Source organism: Shewanella youngdeokensis (genome assembly GCF_033180165.1).
GTDB lineage: Bacteria > Pseudomonadota > Gammaproteobacteria > Enterobacterales > Shewanellaceae > Shewanella > Shewanella youngdeokensis.
On the sequence record NZ_CP136522.1, the window covers coordinates 1,385,586 to 1,405,770 of the forward strand.

15 protein-coding genes are annotated in these 20,185 nt (G+C 38.4%); 13 read left to right on the plus strand and 2 right to left on the minus strand.

All coding sequences use genetic code 11. From position 1 onward, the window contains the following. Window positions 1-98: 98 nt before the first annotated feature. Window positions 99-2,036: a WcbI family polysaccharide biosynthesis putative acetyltransferase gene (locus RGE70_RS05825; protein WP_310470588.1), complete on the minus strand. Its 1,938-nt coding sequence runs from the start codon at window positions 2,034-2,036 to the stop codon at window positions 99-101. A 409-nt stretch (window positions 2,037-2,445) separates the two neighbouring features. Here RGE70_RS05825 and RGE70_RS05830 point away from each other — a divergent pair, with 409 nt between their 5' ends. Further along, window positions 2,446-3,996, plus strand: coding sequence for a glycosyltransferase (locus RGE70_RS05830; protein ID WP_310470589.1), 1,551 nt, complete (start codon window positions 2,446-2,448; stop codon window positions 3,994-3,996). Window positions 3,997-4,029: 33 nt separating this feature from the next. Here the strand turns inward: RGE70_RS05830 and RGE70_RS05835 are convergent, their stop codons facing one another. Then, on the minus strand, window positions 4,030-5,064 hold the full coding sequence (locus tag RGE70_RS05835; protein WP_310470590.1) for a sulfotransferase family 2 domain-containing protein: 1,035 nt from the start codon (window positions 5,062-5,064) through the stop codon (window positions 4,030-4,032). Between the two features lie 374 nt (window positions 5,065-5,438). On the opposite strand from RGE70_RS05835, the gene RGE70_RS05840 reads away from it, so the two are divergent. The 12 genes from RGE70_RS05840 to RGE70_RS05895 all read left to right on the plus strand — a co-directional run bounded on the left by RGE70_RS05840 (window position 5,439) and on the right by RGE70_RS05895 (window position 20,155). Then, window positions 5,439-6,470 carry a hypothetical protein gene (locus RGE70_RS05840; RefSeq protein ID WP_310470591.1) on the plus strand — a complete coding sequence of 344 codons (1,032 nt, stop codon included), beginning with the start codon at window positions 5,439-5,441 and terminating at the stop codon, window positions 6,468-6,470. A 61-nt stretch (window positions 6,471-6,531) separates the two neighbouring features. Further along, a complete protein-coding gene (locus RGE70_RS05845) occupies window positions 6,532-7,863 on the plus strand; it encodes a hypothetical protein (RefSeq protein WP_310470592.1) in 1,332 nt (443 codons plus the stop codon). Window positions 7,864-7,882: 19 nt separating this feature from the next. Then, the gene (locus RGE70_RS05850; RefSeq protein WP_310472933.1) at window positions 7,883-9,685 is read left to right on the plus strand and encodes a glycosyltransferase family 2 protein; all 1,803 of its coding nucleotides are present in this window, start codon (window positions 7,883-7,885) and stop codon (window positions 9,683-9,685) included. 60 nt (window positions 9,686-9,745) lie between these two features. Continuing rightward, window positions 9,746-11,548, plus strand: a complete 1,803-nt coding sequence (locus RGE70_RS05855) for a glycosyltransferase family 2 protein (RefSeq protein WP_310470593.1) — start codon at window positions 9,746-9,748, stop codon at window positions 11,546-11,548. Window positions 11,549-11,909: 361 nt separating this feature from the next. After that, window positions 11,910-12,731 carry a glycosyltransferase gene (locus RGE70_RS05860; protein ID WP_375087934.1) on the plus strand — a complete coding sequence of 274 codons (822 nt, stop codon included), beginning with the start codon at window positions 11,910-11,912 and terminating at the stop codon, window positions 12,729-12,731. Continuing rightward, window positions 12,732-13,601, plus strand: a complete 870-nt coding sequence (locus RGE70_RS05865; protein ID WP_310470595.1) for a glycosyltransferase family 2 protein — start codon at window positions 12,732-12,734, stop codon at window positions 13,599-13,601. Window positions 13,602-13,801: 200 nt separating this feature from the next. Then, window positions 13,802-14,710 carry a sulfate adenylyltransferase subunit CysD gene (cysD, locus tag RGE70_RS05870; RefSeq protein WP_310470596.1) on the plus strand — a complete coding sequence of 303 codons (909 nt, stop codon included), beginning with the start codon at window positions 13,802-13,804 and terminating at the stop codon, window positions 14,708-14,710. 151 nt (window positions 14,711-14,861) lie between these two features. After that, the gene (gene cysN, locus RGE70_RS05875) at window positions 14,862-16,265 is read left to right on the plus strand and encodes a sulfate adenylyltransferase subunit CysN (RefSeq protein WP_310470597.1); all 1,404 of its coding nucleotides are present in this window, start codon (window positions 14,862-14,864) and stop codon (window positions 16,263-16,265) included. Between the two features lie 200 nt (window positions 16,266-16,465). Continuing rightward, window positions 16,466-18,193 (plus strand): SLC13 family permease, encoded by a 1,728-nt coding sequence (locus RGE70_RS05880; protein WP_310470598.1) that lies wholly within the window; start codon window positions 16,466-16,468, stop codon window positions 18,191-18,193. A 54-nt stretch (window positions 18,194-18,247) separates the two neighbouring features. Further along, the gene (cysC, locus tag RGE70_RS05885) at window positions 18,248-18,883 is read left to right on the plus strand and encodes an adenylyl-sulfate kinase (protein ID WP_310470599.1); all 636 of its coding nucleotides are present in this window, start codon (window positions 18,248-18,250) and stop codon (window positions 18,881-18,883) included. Window positions 18,884-18,907: 24 nt separating this feature from the next. After that, window positions 18,908-19,864, plus strand: a complete 957-nt coding sequence (locus RGE70_RS05890; protein WP_310470600.1) for a DHH family phosphoesterase — start codon at window positions 18,908-18,910, stop codon at window positions 19,862-19,864. Between the two features lie 12 nt (window positions 19,865-19,876). Continuing rightward, window positions 19,877-20,155, plus strand: coding sequence for a hypothetical protein (locus RGE70_RS05895; RefSeq protein ID WP_375087908.1), 279 nt, complete (start codon window positions 19,877-19,879; stop codon window positions 20,153-20,155). Window positions 20,156-20,185 lie beyond the last annotated feature (30 nt).

A 20,185-nucleotide genomic window follows, 5' to 3' on the forward strand; every position in this document is an offset into this window, starting at 1 on the left:
TAGTCTTTTTTAGTACGATAGAAATAAACTTATTTCTATCGTTTATATCTTGAGTAAACTAATTACTTTTTGCTTCTAAGTTTTTGTATTAATAGTAGTTAGATTGGTTTAAGATTTTTCTGTAAAATGATATGCCATATTTTCGCTGTTGCTTCAGCAAGTTGCTCTGAGGTTAATGGTTGTTCTTTTAGCACCTTTAAAGTGTACTCTAAGGTCTCTGTTAACAAAGTCACTTTCTCTTGCTCTGACAATTCAGGTGCATCACTCATGGTTTCTGACACAAACTTAATGCCATTGAGGTATTTATGTTCAAGCAACTGATTATCTTCTTTGAATTGAAGCAAGAATTGGCTACGTTGTTCGTTTGATGAAAAGTAGCGGTGCTTAATACCATTGTCTTTGGCCAGCCGGTTAACTGCGTTTGATAAACGAATTGCGAGAGCATAGTCGGTTAAATGATTTACGGCAAAATCTTGATGGCGATTAACTTCTGCCATGATGTGGGCTGTTGCCGGTAGTAGTGATGTATTAGTTGTATTGGCAGGATGTTGTTTCACAAGCTCTAGTAAGCTTGATTCTATTTGAAGTAACAGATCTGAAAGGGTCGATTTATCATGTAAATGCCTTTTTGAGAATGACCTTACGATTAAGTTGTCTATGCCAAAAACTTGCTCAAACGGTGCTAGCATTACCGTGTAGTGGAAAAGGTTTAATCTTGGTGTAGTACGAATATACTCATCAAAAGATACGGCAATAGCATGTTTTTTTGCCAGTTCGTTATACATTGACGTGACGGCTTCATCTTGTTGTCTCAGGTAAGTAATTATTTTTATGTGGTAACGGCTGAAGATGGTGTTGAGTAACTTACATTGATTTATTGAGAGCCGTTCTAACAATTCTGAAGATATAATAATTTTTGATGCGCCAGAATGATCTATTTCAGTAAATAACTTTTCTAACTCTGCTTTGTCATTAAAACCGGATTTCAACGATTTTGCAAAACTATGGTGACAAACCCCTTCGTTACGAAATGATTTTGGGTACAACAATCCGTGAGTCAATAATAGTTTTGAATGCTCGGCTAACCATTTTTGTACACTAGTGGTGCCAGTTTTAGACATGCCAATATGAAAATAGATAGTTTTTTGTTTTAAAGTATGAGGGCTTGTTTGCTTCATATTATCCAGTGCTTTCATATTAGATTGTAACTTTGCTTTAGGTAACTTGTTATATACTGCTAAATGATTATCTAGGTATTCAGGCGTATTAATTGGCGTGTCTTTGATTTTTAAAGCTAAAGTCTTATGGCTGTTAATGTGCTTAAGTACAGATGCATAAACAGGAAGTGTTGACTCGCTTAGGTGATGAAAGCTACCAGCAATTGGCGCGGTCACTAGCCCTAGTTTTGCAATAATACGTGCTGCTAACTCGTTAAGTACTTTACGGTTAGGGTGGTTCATGGAGAAGAAGAGTATTTCATTTAACCAGTTATCTTCAATAAAGTCCGACAGTGTAATATCTAAGCTTTGTTCCCGACGTTGTAACTCAGCCAGGCTGTTTTTTGCATTTTCAAGCACAAACTGACTAGAGTAATAATCTGGATCATTGATAGCTGCTAATGTTTTTGCGTGTGCACTGCTCGGATCGTTTAGGAAGTTATTGACTAAATTAAAATCATGGTAGTCACTGAACTCTTTTGCAGGTTCTCCAAGCTGTCTCAGGTAGCAAATTTCTGGGTGGTAACCACTAAAATAAATGCTCGGAAAGGATATTGAGTTACCAGTTGGGCCTAACAGTGTTTTGAGGTGCTTGGTGTTAAATAATGGTCCAAAGGCATCACTGACTTCTTGGTGAATAAATAAATCTACTTTATTTAATATACTGCAAACAGCATCATAATCACCTTGTTTGAGCATGTATGCAGCTTTTGGCATGGGGATGTATTCGTACTCAGCGGCAAAAAATGGTTGCTTCATTAAAATATCAGCAAGGGGACCTGCCTGGCAATTACCAAAAACGGTGAAAAATTTTTTCATATGGACTCGAATTATGTGTACTTGAATATCATAAAATTCAATCTTGAATGGTAGCCGATTTAACCAATGATGATAAGTAATAAATTTCAATTCGGGAGTGAAAAGAGGGCTGAAAATTATGATGTTTATGGATAACAGGTAATCACGAAAGCTTCGGGTTGGTTAGGTTACTGATGTTCACTAAGATATAAATGCAATCAGATCTCCTTCGGTATTGAAGCGCTAGCCTTGACTGAGCACTGAAAATAAGCGGTATGTGTTAACTTGCTTTTATGGCTGGGAAATAGATAGTTGCTTAACGAATCCTCAATTTACATGGTGAGGTTTACCTTAAACCATGACTTTATATTGATCTATTGGCCATTATTACGTACTTTAGTCAGCCTAGTTTATTGATTGGGTGTTTGTTTTGATTACCTCTTTTTTGCAATATTTTGAACATGCTGTTCAAGGCAGGCCTGATATAGATAAATTGAGGTCTGAATGCAAACAAGGTTACTTTCAATGGGCACTATTTATTGGCCTTCCTTCTTACGGCGGTTACGATAACCTTTCTGAAGAGCTTATTGCATTTTTAGCTTCCATTAGCGTGCAGTATGCCAATGTTTCAGACAAAATCACTAACCTTATGGTGCTATGTTTTCAGTATGATAAAGGCGTCGCACTAGAGGGTGAAGCTCATGTCTCTGCGAATCAATTATATAGCTGGTTTTTTAGTGAAGCAGTGGCTAAGTATCAGCTTAGGCCCTTTTTATCTAAGAGAGGGATCAGTCATTATTCCCATAAATTAGCCCAATTAAAGTTTGAACGTGTTAAGCACTCTCTGGGAGTAAATTTAATTGGCTACGCAAATAGCGCAACAGGGCTCGGAGAAGACTTGCGCACATTTGCCAGGTTATTAGATACTGCTGGAATTGCGTACAGTGTTATCACTTTACCCCATAATGCAGATAAAAAAAATATCAGCCAAACTTTTGTACCTTTTAAACGGGGGAGAATTAGGTACCCGTTGAGTTTGTTTTTTGTTAGCCCGCTTGCATTGACTGAGTTGAAATATTTACATGGTGGTCAGCTTTTTTCTCGAACGTATAACATTGGCATTCTACCGTGGGAGTTACCTCATTGGCCTGAAAGAGAGAGGCTTGCTGTTCTAGATGAAATTTGGGGGATATCACAATTTTGTGTTTCTGCTTTTAAAAATTCCTTTGATAACGTTGTTTCAATGCCATCTATTTTAATCGACTTTCCAAAAGACTTGAGTCAGCAAAATAAGCAGGAGATAGCGTGTAATTGCAACTTGCATTTAAAACCTTTCCGCTTTCTCTCTATTTTTGATGCGGCTTCTTATCTTAGCCGAAAAAACCCTATTGCTGCAGTTAAAGCATTTACCAAAGCATTTCTCCCTGATGTAAACGTAGAACTTATTCTAAAAGTTAGTCATTTAGATAAATCTTCAACTGAATGGCATGCTTTAGTTGATGCGGCTAAAAATGATAATCGAATAAAATTACTAAGCCAGTCGCTAACTGTCGAAAAAATTGATTCACTGTATGCGTCTTGTGATTGTTATGTGTCCTTGCACCGTAGCGAAGGGCTTGGAAGGCCAATTGCTGAAGCTATGTTACACAGTAAAGTTGTATTATCGACTGACTGGTCTGGTTCAACAGATTTAGTTAATTCAAAATGGGGTTTCCCAGTTACTTATGAATTGGTAGATATTAAACCCGGTGAGTACCCATTAGGTGACAATTTACAGTGGGCAGAGCCTTGTATCGAAAATGCAGCTAAGCAAATGAAGCATATATATGAAACTCCTGCCAGTGAACTCAAGGCTATGGGCGGTGAGGCGCGAAAACATATTTTACGAACGCGAAGCATTCCTGCTTTGAGGCAGCGCTATGAAAACAGATTAACCAGCTTGTGCCATTGTTGTAGCGATGCCCATATTAGAGATAGTTAGGTGGTGCTGTTTTCTTTTGCTGCCTCTGCATTGTCATTTTGTCATTTTGTAAAATGGTTCGAAATTTAATTTTTGCTGCGTTTGTTGGGCTATAACATCAAACCTGTCGTCTTCGTGTGAGTTTTTAGGGATATTAAATTGAAAGCCAATATAACCTTCTCGATGAAACTTCACTCTAGGTTGCTGTTGATATAACCTGTTCGCTATTTGAGTGTCGATTACTTGATTGTTTTTTAGTAAGCAAAGCGTAACAGGTTCTTGCGTAGTGGTGTATGCAGCTCCAACAATAAGATTGTGATCATAAGGTGAGAGTGCGGTATGGCTATACACCCAAGGTTTACCCAATTGTCTGTGTTGCACCCTTTGATTATGAATGCTTAGGGCTCGATGATATAAGATCATATCTTTAGCATTATGTTTGAGGATCAATTCAGTATGAGCTTTACTCAGGCTCTTTTCTTCTACAGTTTTGTTTTTGTTAATATTACTTCGGTATTCAATAAGGTCGATGTTTAAATCGGTATTGATAAGTTCAAGCGATTGATGAAAGTTCTCTGTAATGCCAATATTACCAATAAGACCGACAGGTATTCCGTCAAGCATATTGCTTTGTAAATTTTTAAAACTAGGAGTAACAATAAAATCTTCAAGCTCTTGATGGTAGCCATGGTTCTTTTTGTAATGGTTGTAATGTGAAACAACTTGAGATAATGGGTGACGAACAAAAGTTATTACTCTAGAGCTGTCTACAAAATTAATATAACGTGCGAGGTTAAAATGTCCAATGAGCCAGCTATTATTTTGATCAAATTGACGTTTAAAGCTGAATATATCAGCTTGTCGATAAACGGTGTTCTGTATGGGGGCACTCGTTTCTACCGAGAGGGGGCCATAATCGCATAACACTGATTCGAAATTGGCAATGGACTTTTTAAAACTGGTTCCCGCTGTTTTGGCAATATGAACAAATAGTACTGAGTCTGATAAGCTGGACTTAGCAGATGATTTTTTTACGAACATGCTGGTAGGGAGTATTTCAGTCAATCTGGGCTTTATTTTTTTTAACATGCTTTACTCACAATATGGTGGAGAAGTTAGTTCTATAAATATCAATGGCAATTTTGGAGCTGTTGACGCATCTGTATTTGCTTCTAGATTTTTAACTAAAGCCTTAACTAAATGGTTACAATAGAGGGTTGTGTTTTGCACGTGGTGCGATTTAGCTAATAAACTGTTTGGTTAGGTTGTCATCGATGGCTTTAATTTTATCATCTCTAGTAGCTGATTCTATCATGTATTAATTGATAAAATTTGATTCCAGCGGCTATAAATGGTCTTCTTTAAAGCAGCTAGGAGGACTTTAATTATTTTTTCATGGTACTATTTATAGTCGTTATTCTATGGTTTGCATAGGTCAATCATATTTGAAGTATGAGTGTTGAATGCTAAAAAAAATACTAAAAAAAGTAAGCAATTGTGGTACTACACATTCGTTGTTAAAGGCCGAAAATCAAAAGGAGGATGACAAGTTTTCATGTCTATTTGTTCATATTCCTAAGACCGCTGGCACAAGTTTCAGAATGGCTTTGGATGACTCTCAAGTTACTGTTTGTGATTATGGTTTTAATTCCAAAGCGACATCTCCGTTGGTTTTGAGTTATCTATACGAGAAAAATGACTTTTTGGGTTTTAAACAGCAGTTTGAGACGGGGCAAGCTTGGCTAGTGGGGCACTTTAATCTTCGTCGGTTTATTAATATGACTAATTGCTCTTATATGGTGACCTTTCTTAGAGAGCCTTGCGCACAAGTTATTTCGCACTACAACCACCAGAGAAAGCATAATGGTTATGATAAGAGTTTAGAGGAGTTTATAAAGTCACCAGCCTATAATAACTTGCAAAGCAGAATGTTGGATGGGTTACCTATTGGATTAATGGGGAATATTGGCATTACCGAGCAGTTTTCGTCATCCCTGACTTTAATTAACCATACTTTGGCCTTAGAGCTAGAAGAAAAAACAAACAATATAAGTAAAGAAAAATATCTCACAGAACAGGATGTTGATGACGAACTGAAACAAAGGATTCGTAACGCCAACTTGAAAGATATAGCATTGTACAATAATGCATTATGGCTGCAAGAACAGCGGCTTAGTAGTTTAAAAAATGGTACTCAATATGTACATGGGCATGTTGCCCGAGCAGTGTACAATCCAAATTTGCTTGTTGGTGCTGCCTATATCATGAACAGCGAAACGTCGGTAAAAGTATGCTTAACTTGTAATGGTAAAGTCATTAAAACAACGCTTGCAGCTGAGCTACATCGCCAGCACCCGCGAGTCAAATTTAATCGTGATGGTTACATCGGTTTTCAGTTTGCAATACCTAAAAGTGAAAATGTGAATGACGAATATCATGTTATTGTCGAAGAAACTGGGCAGAGATTAAATTTTCATTCATTCTTACATAAATAGTCGTGCTATTGCTTTTTGTTGGAAAGTTTATAAAAGGTAAGGCTAATTCAAGGTTTTTTTAATGTCTAAAAAGGTTGTTATTCATGCTGGACCAGGTAAAACAGGTACGTCAGCAATTCAGTTTTGGCTGAAAAACAATACACCAGAACTGAGGAAGCATGCAATTTTTTATCCTGATCATCTTCTTGATAATAATGGTGTGAGTTGTGGTAATTTGCAGGCAATTTTAACGCGGGATGAAAGTGGTAAGTGTTACTTAGATCCTAACAAAACTTCTATTTTGCTTGATGATTTTTTAGCATCTTCTAATCAAGTTTTGTTGCTGTCTTCTGAGTTCTTTTTCTATGAAATCGAGGCTTTACACCAAGCTATTCAACCACATATTGAGGTTGAATTTATCGTTTATCTCAGAGATCCTGTTGAGCAAATTGAATCTGGCCATAATCAAGGGGTTAAACGTCATAGAGTTAAATCAGAACTGCATATTCCATTAGACTTTAGGTTTGCTCAAATTGATTATTTAGAACAAATATTAGCCAGCAATAAAAGGATTAAGCTAAACATTCGGCCTTACGATGTGACGTTGTTTCACGGGGGCTCAATTTTGTCTGACCTTTTGTACGAGATTGGCTGTAATGCTAAAGTCCCTCATGTTGCCAGGGTTAATCAATCATACTGCTATCAGGCTCATGAATTTAAAAGAATTGCGAATCACTTTCCGATAGATAATTTTGAATCGAAACTTGATAAAATTCTCCAATCTTATCAAGGTGAGACGCCAGTTTTTTCTAAAATCAAACCAGAACGCTATTCAGATTTAAAACAGTCTGTTACATCAAGGTTGGAGAGGTTTGTCGATGCTCATTCTGAACTTAATTATTTATCGACCTGGGTTGATATCGTTAAGTTGTCACCTCAAAAGCCTTATACTGAGCGAGCTCTAACTCAAGAAGAGCTCCAAAGTGTTGTGGAGTATATTAAGCAGCAATCATTAGCTGTTTTCGAATTACTTAAACACTGTATCGCTAAGCATCCAGATCTATTGCTTCCAAATGAACATTTTTATCAGTGTTTTAATGTGGTGCCTGAAAAATCAACAGAAATTACAGGTATTGATAATTATACTTTATTAGCAAAAAAGTTATTGTCTAATAAAAATGGCCAATCAGCAGATGTTTTAAGAGAGGTTGCTTTGCATTTTGAGCGTTGCGGTGATTTAGGTAATGCGCAAAAATTTATGGAAGTTGCTCACCGTCTAAGACCAAATGGCGGCTATATTAGATTAAAACTTAATGATTATCGAATAGCTAAAATTGAGCTCAATGAGGCATCTGGCAATAAATATATGCGCATGCTTAGCAATAAACTGAAATATTTTAACCCGTTCAAATGAAGGAATTATTTTGATTGAAATGTTAAAGCGCATACTGGGACCGAAAGGGATCAAGTTTTTAAAATGGCTCCCATGTGTTCAGCCAGCATATCATTGGTTCTTGCGTGAAATTTATCGACCGTTATCTAAGCCTTCGCCGCTAAAGCTGTACCACAATTGGATTGATGTTGTTGAGCCTAACTTGTGGAGTAAACATTTAGATATTGAGCAACAGATTCTGATTTCAGTTGTAGTTCCAATTTATAACCCCCCAGTAGAGTTGCTTAAAGAGTGCGTGGCGTCGGTAGTTTCCCAGCAATATATTAAGTGGGAATTAGTGTTGGTTGATGATGCATCAACTCAAGCTGAGGTTAAAGAGTACCTAAAAAGCGTCACGCTATTAGACGAGCGGATAAAGGTCAAGTCTCTATCTGATAACAGTCATATTTCAGTTGCTACCAATGAAGGTGTTGCTTTAGCAAAAGGAGAGTTCATTGCGCTGCTTGACCATGATGATTTACTGGCTCCTAATGCTTTAAATGAAGTTGCTGTTGTAATCAATGCAAATCCATCAGTTAAATGGATATACAGTGATGAAGATTTTGTTGATGAAAAGTGTCGGCGAAGTAACCCGCATTTTAAACCAGATATGAATATCCACTTGTTACGAGCCCATAATTTTGTGACTCATTTATGCGTTTATCAAGCCGATGTATTGAGAGCTTTGGGTGGGTGTCGTGTAGGTTTTGAAGGTGCACAAGATTATGATCTTGCATTGAGAGCGATAGCCTTTCTTTCTGCCAATGAGATCTACCATATTGACAAAATCCTATATCATTGGCGGGTACATGAAGGTTCTACCGCTATGTCAAGCGAAGCTAAACCTTATACTGTGGATGCGGGTTTTAAAGCGCTAAAGGAACACCTAAAGACAATGGGAGTGGCTGCAAATGTTACTACTGGAGAACAACAAAATTTTTATCGAGTCAGCTATCAAATTGACCAGCCTCACTTAGCGAGCATTATCATTCCAACTAAAGATCAATATTTGATTTTGAAAGCGTGTATTGATTCTGTGCTATCGAAAACAAGCTTTGATAACTATGAAATTATTATTGTGAATAACCAAAGTGAATGTTCGGAGACGCTTGCTTACCTTTCAAAGTTGAGTAAAAAAGACAATATTCAAGTCATCACTTACGATAAACCCTTTAATTATTCAAAAATCAATAACTTTGCAGCAAGTTATGCGAACGGAGATACAATTGTTCTATTGAATAATGATACCGAAGTGATCAGTGAGAATTGGTTGGGAGATATGGTTGCTCTAGCGCATCAGCCACTAGTTGGATGTGTCGGAGCAAAGCTTCTTTACCCTGATGATACCGTGCAGCATGCAGGAGTTATCATGGGGTTAGGAGGCTATGCTGCACACTCTCATCGCGGCATATCTAATCATGATTCAGGTTATTGTAATCGTATACATGTGAATCAACAACTATCGGCTGTAACCGCTGCTTGTTTGGTTGTTCGTAAAACGCTATTTGATGAGCTCGGAGGCTTAGATGAAGACTTTCAAGTTGCTTATAATGATGTTGATTTTTGCTTGAGAGCTTCGAGTTTAGGTGCCCAAAACGTTTATTGTGCTAGCGCAGAGCTATATCACTATGAATCTAAGTCAAGAGGCGAGGATAACACAGTAGAAAAGCAAGCTCGATTTGAAAAAGAAAAAAAGAAACTAAAAGCACGTTGGGAGGATATTATTCTTAATGACCCCTTTTATAGTCGGCACCTTACGCGTAGTCGAGAGGATTTCAGTATTAGGTTACCACATGAATATTAAGGGCTGTTTGTTAATGGGTTTACTGTTACCTTTGATGTCTTTCAATTTGAAGTAATTGCTATGATAAAAAAATACGCCATGTTATTGGTGAAGCTTTGTGTTAGGTGCTTACCTGGCAAAATAAAAAATTTGTTAATGCAAAATCCCAAATTAGTGGCGTTGTACACTCGACTGATATTTAAATCTGGTATTTTATACGGAGAACCATCAGCAAAGAAAATGAAGCTGTACTACCAACGTTATATAGATAAGCAGAGTGTGTTATCTGGTTCGCTTGTGACTGTAGAGCATAACGCTATTATTCTTGTAAATGACAACAGTTTTACAGGTCTCGCTGATAGCTTGACCAATGCTGAGAAGGTATCTGGGCTGAAAAATGTTTTCGTTTGGTGCTCTTCTTCGATTCGAGATGAGGTTGATTTAGTCATTAACAAGCTCTCGAATAGACGTTTGTTTAGTATTAACAGCATCGTTGGTGATACCTTATCTGAGGCAGTTGCTTCTCTAATCGTGGCGAAAGAGGTATTTTTACTTCCCACAATAGTGATTAAAAGTGGGGTGCGTGTAATGCCTCAAATCTTGAGTAAAATGGCCCAGTTTTATCAGGTTGACTCTAGGATGAATGCAAGTGTCCTTTATTGTGATTCTGATGAATACAATAGTAATGGTATACGGTGTAACCCCGATTTTAAACCTGATTGGAATCCTGATTTACAATTGAGTAATGGTTATATCTGTGACGGCATTTGGGTATCTAGTTTCGATCGCTTGTTAAGTGAAGTGCCCATGTTTTATTGTTCTGATGCTATCGCTGATTGGCTTTGTGAGCAGTATTTTACCGTTTCGGACTTTAGCGTTGGGCATGTGAGTGAGGTTTTATTACATAGTCCTTATCTGGCGGAAAAAAATGACCAAACAGGTTTTTATCATGATTCTAGATATAAATATCGACTTGAAGCTAACTCATATCTAGGTGATTTAACGTTTATGACAGGTAGTGATGGTATTAGGCGTTATACTTGGCCACATCATAACCCGTTAGTTTCGATTATTATTCCAACCAAGAATGCTCATGAGTTAGTTAGAATGTGTATTGATTCAATCCTTGAAAAAACGGATTATCAGCATTATGAAATTATATTGGTCGATAATAATTCTGATGAAAGGAACTCTTTATCTTATTTTGAACAGATTGCGCAGCATCCTAAAGTCACAATACTGAAGTATCCTTTTGAGTTTAATTATTCTGCAATCAACAATTATGCAGTCAAGCGAGCTAAAGGCAGTGTTATCGCGTTGGTCAATAATGATATTGAAGTTATTAACCGCAATTGGCTAGGCCTAATGGTTGGGCATGTCAGCCGTAAAGATATAGGGTGTGTAGGGGCAAAATTGCTGTACCCTGATAACCGAATCCAACATGCAGGTGTAGTTCTTGGTTACGGAGGCGGTGCTGGACATGCCCACAAATATTACCCTAGTGATCATTGTGGATATATGAATCGAATCGCTGCAACACAAAATTTTAGTGCTATCACTGCTGCATGTTTACTCGTGAAACGGGATCATTATTTGAAGGTCGGTGGGCTTGATGAATCTCTCAAAGTTGCGTTTAATGACGTTGATTTTTGCCTTCGAGTACTAGAACTCGGGGTTAGAAATTTATACTGTGCTGATGCTCAGCTCTACCATCATGAATCTGTCTCAAGAGGTCCGGAAGATACCCCTGAAAAGCAGGCTCGTTTTAAGCAAGAGTTGCAACACTTGAAGGGTAAATGGGCTGAGTATATTGCTAAAGATCCAGCCTATAATTCAAATTTGACTTTATCTAGAGAAAATTTTGCACTGCGTAATCCAAAATAGTTGGGGGGGGGAATTTGATTATAATCAATATAATCATGTGTATTTATCGAAGAACTAGGCAGTTTGAAAGATAACTGGCAATTCAATGTGATTTATTCATGCAGTAATAGTATGATTCTATTGGCGTAATGGTTTTCTGGCATTTATAGGCCAATACTAGTAACTGATTTGTATATTTGTTCTAGCCATTTCATCGAGTAGCTTTGATGCTGCAAGTGAGTTTTTGGTTTTTTTGTGCTTTATGCTCTGCCCCTCGATTCTTTAAGAGAAAATAAAATTTATGTTAATTAACGATCTTGGTGAGCAATTTAGATTAATTCAATCACATTGTTTACCCGAAACCATCGTTAGTGTGTGTGGTATGTCAGTCTACAAAGCGGATAATTTGGATTGGCTTAAAGCTTCAGTTAACAGTGTTATTGATCAGACATTAAAAGCTTCATTATTTGTTATTGTTATTGATGGTGCTATAGATTGTGAAATGTACAATTTTTTGGTTGAAACAGAAGCTTCAAATCCCTCTGTGGTACTTATGGTTGGTTCTGAAAACCGTGGGTTAAGCCAGTGTATGAATGCTATTGTTGACTGGGTGACCCAATATGAACCACAATATTTTTTTAGAATGGATGCTGATGATATTTGCATGCTAAATCGTTTTTCTAGGCAAATACAGCTGTTAGAGAAACATAGTAAAGTCGATGTGTTGGGTTCTGCTTTGATTGAAATTGATGAAACTGGCGAGAGAGTTGGATGCAGGCGCTTACCTGTAAGGCATGAGGTATTGTTAAAGTCATTTTCTCGGCGTTGCCCGATTAATCACCCTACAGTAGTTATTCGTTTTAAAGTCTTTAAAGACGGTCATCGTTATTTAGGTAGCCTGCTTAACACTCAAGACTACTTTTTTTGGATCAAGCTGGCTAAAAGTGGATACCGCTTTGCAAATATTAAAGAACCATTGTTGAAGTTCAGACGCATCGGTGGCTTTTACAAGCGTCGCGGCCGTGGAAAGTCTTGGAATGAATTTAAAGCAAGGCTATATGCAATGCAAGAGTTGGACCAGTTCACGTTTTTCAACTTTGTGTATGCTTTAGCTATATTAGGTTTGCGCATGATGCCGTCTTTTATTGTAAAAAAGGCGTATATGTTAGACCGACTTTTATTAAAACGAAGAAGTGAACGTTAAATGATTGGTACTATCATTGTTGTTTATAATCCAGACCTCGCGTTGACGGAGCGCTTAATCACAAGAGTTTATGGACAAACTGATATCTTAGTTATTGTAGATAATAGTGCTCAAAAAAATGACTTTACTAAGATTGTTGAGCATTATGACTATATACACTGCCCAGATAATATCGGCATCGCAGCTGCACATAATAAAGGTTTAAAACATTTGTTAGCATCAGGTTGTGAATACGGACTGTTATTAGATCAGGACAGCCAAATACCATCTGACATGGCATTTAGTCTTTCAAGTTTACTCGTTGCATCGAAAAGCTTAGAGCATAATATTATCGCCATAGGCCCTCAGATCCATTGCCAGTTTACCGACAAAAAAGTGCGCTCACTGATACAAAAAGAGGTTTTTGAGTACGAAGATTTAGTCGGGGTAACACAAATTATCGCTTCTGGAATGATGATTGACTTAGGCTTGTTAGATACGGTTGGTCTTAAAGACGATAGTTTGTTTATTGATGGTGTAGATCATGAATGGTGTTGGCGCGCTCGTCGTTTGAACTTTAGTATAGCAAGAGCTAAAAAAGTTGAAATGGTGCATAGGTTAGGTGACTCTAGGGCTAAATTTATTGGGTTAACGTACAAAGTTGGCTCGCCGATCCGCCTATATTACCAGTTTAGAAATATTTTGCTGCTGAGCAGGCGTAGCTATGTTCCGCTGTACTGGAAGATAAGGTGTATTTGCTTTATTCCTATTCGGATTTTTTTAAATGCGATATTGCAAGATCAAAAGCGCACACGCATCCGATATATGTGTCGTGGTTTAATTGATGGCATTAAAGGTTCATCTGGGCCATATCAGCAAAACTGGTCATAAAATTTGAACTACCACCAACTATTAACAATCGCTATGTCTTATTCCATCTTTTATGGGATTTAGATATTGTATTTTGTTAATATTAAAATATAGACTCAGACTAAATTGGTCTGTGCTTAAGCTGATAATTATAAATTTGCAGCCGTTGTATTGCTGCTTTAAACCAAATATTCAAAGTGTTTAATTAGGATGTAACAATAATGACTGAAGATAGAATGACCCACCTAAAGGCTCTGGAGGCCGAATCTATTCAGATTATGCGTGAGGTTGCTGCTGAATTTGACAACCCTGTAATGCTGTATTCGGTTGGCAAAGATTCATCAGTATTATTGCATTTAGCAAGGAAAGCTTTTTACCCTGGGAAAATCCCTTTTCCTTTAATGCATGTTGACACTAACTGGAAATTCAAAGAGATGATTGAATTTCGCGACCAGATGGCAAAAGATTATAATTTTGATTTAATCGTGCATAAAAATCCTCGTGGGTTAGCGATGGATATCAGTCCATTTACTCATGGTAGTGCTAAGCATACCGACATAATGAAAACCGAAGGTCTTAAGCAGGCATTAGACATGCATGGCTTTGACGCCGCTTTTGGTGGCGCACGACGAGATGAAGAGAAATCTCGTGCGAAAGAGCGTGTTTATTCTTTCCGTGACAGTAAGCATAGATGGGATCCTAAAAACCAACGTCCAGAGCTGTGGAACATTTATAACGGCAAAGTTGATAAGGGTGAAAGCATTCGAGTATTCCCACTGTCAAATTGGACCGAACTTGATATCTGGCAGTACATTTACCTAGAAGGTATTAATATCCCTTCGCTTTATTTGGCCAAGCCACGCCCAGTAGTTGAGCGAGACGGTACCTTAATCATGGTTGATGATGAGCGTATGCCGATTGAGGAAGGCGAAGTTGTAAAAGAGAAAATGGTGCGCTTTAGAACGTTAGGATGCTATCCCCTTACTGGTGCGGTTGAATCTGAGGCGACTACTTTGCCTGAAATCATTCAGGAAATGTTGTTATGTACGACCTCAGAACGACAAGGTCGTGTTATTGACAATGACTCGGCAGGCTCGATGGAAAAGAAAAAGATGGAAGGCTATTTCTAAGCCCCTATCGAGTTTGCGGAACTCCCAGGTAATTGCGGGAATTAGTTACAGAGAAGCCAAAGGCATCGCGCTAATTTAATCATTATCGCTTCTCGAACATGAATAATTTGGTCTATGAGTATATTTTCAAGCTTGTAGATAAGGAATATAAATGAGCAACAGTACTAGTTTGATAGCTTCTGACATTGAAGCGTATTTGAAAGTTCATGAAAACAAAGATATGTTACGTATCTTAACTTGCGGTAGTGTCGATGATGGTAAATCTACCTTAATTGGCCGCTTGTTATTTGATAGTAAAATGATTTTTGAAGATCAAATGGCAGCTATCGAAAAGGATTCAAAACGTTTTAATACAACAGATGAGTCGTTTGACTTAGCGCTATTGGTTGATGGCTTGCAATCTGAGCGTGAGCAAGGGATCACTATTGATGTTGCTTACCGATACTTTGCTACCGAGCAACGTAAATTCATTATTGCTGATACCCCAGGTCATGAGCAATATACTCGCAACATGGCGACAGGTGCTTCTACTTGTGATTTGGCAATTATTTTGATTGACGCCCGCCATGGTGTGCAAGTGCAAACTCGTCGCCACAGCTTTATTTGTTCTTTATTAGGAATTAAGCACGTTGTTATTGCTATTAATAAGATGGATGCGGTTGATTACGATCAAAGTGTATATCAGCAAATTAAGCAAGATTACCGTGAGTTTGCTGCCGACCTAGCATTTGAAGATGTGCGCTTTGTGCCGATTTCCGCTCTTAAAGGCGATAATGTTGTTAACGAAAGTGAGCATATGACTTGGTATCCTGGGTCCACTTTGCTTAAGTTACTCAATACGGTGTCAGTCGAGTCTAATCGTAGCCATTCGTTCCGTTTCCAAGTGCAATATGTTAACCGTCCTAATTTAGACTTTAGAGGCTTTTGTGGCACGATTGCTTCAGGTGAAATACGTGTTGGTGACACTGTCGCTTCATTGCCTTCAGGTAAAGAAAGTAAAGTTAAGTCTATTGTTACATTCGATGGTGACTTAGAGAAAGCTTCAGTAGGTCAAGCTGTTACAATTACACTTGAAGATGAGATTGATGTGAGCCGTGGCGATATGTTGGTGCGTCCGCATGATAAGCCTAACTCTTCAAGTCATTTTTCAGCTGATGTTGTTTGGATGACAGAAGAAGCACTTTGTGTTGATCGTGAGTACGCTATAAAAGTAGGCAGTCAATCGGTATATGGTTATGTTGATAAAATCAATCACAAGGTTGATGTTAATACTCTTGAACAACTCGCGGCAACACAGTTAGAACTAAATGAAATCGGTAGCTGTCATTTTGCGACTACAGCTCCAATTCAGTTCGATTCTTATGCGGATAACCGTTTTACTGGTGCTTTTATCATTATCGACCGTTTGACCAATGTGACCGTTGGTGCTGGTATGATTAAAGAGTCTATCGATGGTAGCAAGATTAAAAAGCATAGTTACTCCGAATTTGAAATCGAGATGAATGCGCTGGTACGTAAGCACTTTCCTCATTGGGGTGCAAAGAAAATAGGCTAGTCTGATGATTTAGTAGAGCAAGGTTATTCTTGCTCTACTTTTTTATGGAATTGGAAAGGTGAGTCAGCTGAAATTGCCATATGTTTTGTTCATATAATGTTGGCTAACTAAGTTTAGTGCCTACCTGGTGCATTGCCTTTTATTTCTATCGCCCATGTAGATGTTTAAATTGATCTACCCATTAAATATATTGTAATTTTATGTCAATTGATGCTTATCTAACCTTGGGTGTATTTGCTGTTACGATTATAGCGTTAATTCGTTTTCAGGCGCGTACAGCTGCAATTTTTGGCCTTGTGTTACTCTCTTTAGTATTGTTTAAATTAGTATCAACTGAGCAGTTGTTGGCAAGTATTGCTAACCCAGGCTTAGTGACATTAATTTTATTGATAATGTGTTCTTTCGCGTTGGAGAAAACACGATTACTGAGATTGATCGCTTCAAAAGTCATCGTAAAGAGTTACCAGTCAACTTGGTTACGATTATTTGGTGTGACAGCGATATGTTCTGCATTTTTAAATAATACCGCTGTTGTTGCGACACTACTATCTCCGATCCGTAATAACCCTCATCATAAAGCATCTAAGTTACTACTTCCTTTGTCATACGCCGCTATTCTTGGCGGGACTTTAACCCTAGTAGGGACTTCAACCAATTTAATCGTCAATAGCATGTATATTGACATTACGGGAAGCTCGTTAAGTTTTTTCTCATTTACAGCCATTGGATTATGTTTAGTTTTTGGCTGTGGTGTAGTGCTGTGGTTGTGTAGCCGCTGGTTGCCTGAGATTCATACTGAAAATTCGAATGTTAAAGGCTATTTTATTGACGCTGAAGTGATGCCCAACTCTGAATTAGTGGGACGTACCGTCGAGCAGAATGGCTTAAGGCATTTAGAGTCTTTATTTTTGATTGAATTGGTACGTGAAGGTCACTTGATAACGCCTGTCGCACCCTCTGAAATGTTGCAGGAAGGGGATCGATTAATATTCAGTGGCGATATCACTAAAGTTTTACAGTTAAGTCAATTTTCTGGTCTTTCGTTGTTCGCTGAACAAAATGGTTTACTAAAAAGCAATTTAACTGAAGTGGTAGTTAAACCAGAAAGTATTTTAGTTGGTGCTTCATTAAAAACTGCTGGATTTCGAGCTTTATTTGATGCCGCTGTTGTAGCGATAAAGCGTGATGGTGAGAAAATATCCGGTAAGCTCGGAGAAGTCGATATACGAGCTGGAGATTTTTTGGTTCTCGCAGTGGGGGAAGACTTTAAAGGGCGGCGTAATATCACTAAGAACTTTATCATAGTCAGTGGTGTTGAACCTGATACTCGTATTAATGGTTTTAAGGCGTGGCTCTCTGTTGCTGGTTTTATCGGGGTGGTTGGGTTATCTGCTTTTGGTATTGTTGAGCTTCTAGAGGGGATGTTGCTTTTTTTAGGCTTATTGATATTTAGCAAGTGCCTGACAGTTAGCGAATTGATTCGGCGTTTTCCCGCTGACATTTGGTTGATTGTTTCTGCGGCTATTTTGTTATCCCATGCGCTTAATAATAGTGGCGTAGTTGATAGTTTGTCAGTTTTGGTTAATCACAATACTGGAGCTGAGCATATCTATTTAGCATTAATTATGGTCTATATCGCAACTTGGCTGCTGACTGAATTAGTGACTAACAATGCTGCTGCGGCTTTGATGTTTCCTGTTGCATACGGCATTGCAATCGGCTTTGACGTTAATATTATGCCATTTGTTATGGTGGTGGCATTTGCTGCAAGCGGTAGTTTTATTAGTCCCTATGGTTACCAAACTAACTTAATGGTTTTCAGTGCTGGCCACTATCAGCTTAAAGATTTTGTCAGAGTAGGGCTGCCCGTTAGTTTGGCTTACGCGAGCATAGCGTTAACAACAGTACCTATATTTTTCCCGTTTTAGTTGTTGCTTTAGTTTTTTGTTGTAGCAATTATACCTGTATAAAAAGGATTGAGAATGTCTCCGTATAAGACTATTACGACAGATGAAAAGTCATCTGATGTAGTTTGGCACGAAGCAAGTGTAACTCCAGCACAAAGAGAGTCTAACAACGGCCACCAAGGCGCAGTTTTATGGTTCACCGGCTTAAGTGGATCAGGTAAGTCGACTGTGGCGAATGCCGTCGATAAGATGTTACATGATCGGGGGTGCAAAACCTATATTTTAGATGGTGACAATGTACGTCACGGGCTCAATAAAGACTTAGGCTTTAACGATGTCGACCGTATTGAAAATATCCGCCGTATTGGCGAGGTATCTAATCTTTTTGTTGATGCTGGACTGATAGTTTGTAGCGCATTTATCTCGCCGTTTATTGCTGATAGGGCAATGGTACGCGCTTTGCTACCTGAAACTCGTTTTATTGAAGTCTTTATTGATACGCCTATTTCGATATGTGAGCAACGAGATCCTAAAGGGTTATACAAAAAAGCTCGTGCTGGTGAAATTAAGAACTTCACCGGTATCGACTCTGCTTATGAGGCTCCTGATGCTGCCGAAATTCACATAAAAACAGCTGAGTTATCTGTTGAAATGTGTGCTAAACAAGTCATCAATTATATGCTTGATAACAACATAATTAGTGCTAAATAGCGTAACAGGAAAGGGATTTATTAAATGAATTATGACGTGTTTAACGGCGATGCTGACGGAATTATTTCTCTGCTTCAATTACGCTTACACACCCCTGTTGACGCCACATTAGTGACTGGCGTTAAACGTGATATCAATTTAGTTAAGCAAGTTGATGTTGCGGCTGCGAGCAGCGTTACAGTACTTGATATTTCAATGGAAAAGAATATTGCTGCAGTAGAACAGCTGTTGAATAACAACGTACCAGTATTTTATGCCGATCATCATCGCAGCGGGAACATCCCAGAAAGCTCATTGCTCAATGCTAATATCGATCTCGATGCCAATACTTGTACAGCTTTGATTATTGATAATCTGCTAGATGGTGCATATCACCTTTGGGCGATAGCTGCTGCCTACGGGGATAATTTAATAGCCAAAGCTGACACGTTGAGCCGTAGTGCCAGTTTGTCAACTGAGCAATCTGAGTTACTGAAGGAGTTAGGAACGCTGGTAAACTATAATGGTTATGGTTCAAATATTAGCGATTTGCACTTCCATCCTGCAGATTTATATCGTGAATTGATTAAATACCCGAACCCATTTGATATGATCCAAGATGAAAAATCTGCATTTAACCAGCTGCGTCAGGCATATGTAGAGGATATGGCTCAAGCACAAGCCATTGCGGCTCGATATACAGGTGAGTACCTTGAGGTGTTCGAACTGCCTGATGAACCTTGGGCTAGGAGGATTAGTGGTGTGTATGGCAACATGCTGGCTAACCTTTCTCCAAGTAAAGCGCATGCAGTATTAACCCAAAACGCTGACAAATCTTATACGGTATCCTTGCGTGCACCATTATTGAATAAAGTGGGTGCTGGCGATGTCTGTAGCCAGTTTGATACGGGGGGAGGCAGAGCTGCCGCCGCTGGGATCAATAGCTTAAGCTCTACTGATATTGAACGGTTTATTAATATGACAGAAGACTTTTACAGTTAATTGATGAGTTTATTGATATCAATAATAGAGTCGATAGCTAACACGACCATTAAGGAACAAGTGATTGATGGGCAATTCGTCGATATTGCCCAATCCCATGCAGTTTGTTGTGAGATGCTGGCAGGCTTAGAAGATTATCAGTTTCCTATTTTGACCCCTTCGATCTCAGAACAAGTGAAAAGGAGATGGGGGCTTTATTGGGATGTTGTCGTGCTTTGTGATTCGTTAACTATCTCTTTGGTTGATATTAACGCTGGCAGCATTGTAAGTAAAAAATTCAATGTTGCGTGACCCATTCTTCAATCAAATGGGTGGCTGAAC

Excerpts from the sequence above, each read along its gene's own strand:
- RGE70_RS05825 (WP_310470588.1), bottom strand. The coding sequence starts at position 2,036 with ATGAAAAAATTTTTCACCGTTTTTGGTAATTGCCAGGCAGGTCCCCTT.
- RGE70_RS05835 (WP_310470590.1), bottom strand. The coding sequence starts at position 5,064 with ATGTTAAAAAAAATAAAGCCCAGATTGACTGAAATACTCCCTACCAGC.
- RGE70_RS05840 (WP_310470591.1), top strand. The coding sequence starts at position 5,439 with ATGCTAAAAAAAATACTAAAAAAAGTAAGCAATTGTGGTACTACACAT.
- RGE70_RS05845 (WP_310470592.1), top strand. The coding sequence starts at position 6,532 with ATGTCTAAAAAGGTTGTTATTCATGCTGGACCAGGTAAAACAGGTACG.
- RGE70_RS05850 (WP_310472933.1), top strand. The coding sequence starts at position 7,883 with ATGTTAAAGCGCATACTGGGACCGAAAGGGATCAAGTTTTTAAAATGG.
- RGE70_RS05855 (WP_310470593.1), top strand. The coding sequence starts at position 9,746 with ATGATAAAAAAATACGCCATGTTATTGGTGAAGCTTTGTGTTAGGTGC.
- RGE70_RS05860 (WP_375087934.1), top strand. The coding sequence starts at position 11,910 with ATGTCAGTCTACAAAGCGGATAATTTGGATTGGCTTAAAGCTTCAGTT.
- RGE70_RS05865 (WP_310470595.1), top strand. The coding sequence starts at position 12,732 with ATGATTGGTACTATCATTGTTGTTTATAATCCAGACCTCGCGTTGACG.
- cysD (WP_310470596.1), top strand. The coding sequence starts at position 13,802 with ATGACTGAAGATAGAATGACCCACCTAAAGGCTCTGGAGGCCGAATCT.
- cysN (WP_310470597.1), top strand. The coding sequence starts at position 14,862 with ATGAGCAACAGTACTAGTTTGATAGCTTCTGACATTGAAGCGTATTTG.
- RGE70_RS05880 (WP_310470598.1), top strand. The coding sequence starts at position 16,466 with ATGTCAATTGATGCTTATCTAACCTTGGGTGTATTTGCTGTTACGATT.
- cysC (WP_310470599.1), top strand. The coding sequence starts at position 18,248 with ATGTCTCCGTATAAGACTATTACGACAGATGAAAAGTCATCTGATGTA.
- RGE70_RS05890 (WP_310470600.1), top strand. The coding sequence starts at position 18,908 with ATGAATTATGACGTGTTTAACGGCGATGCTGACGGAATTATTTCTCTG.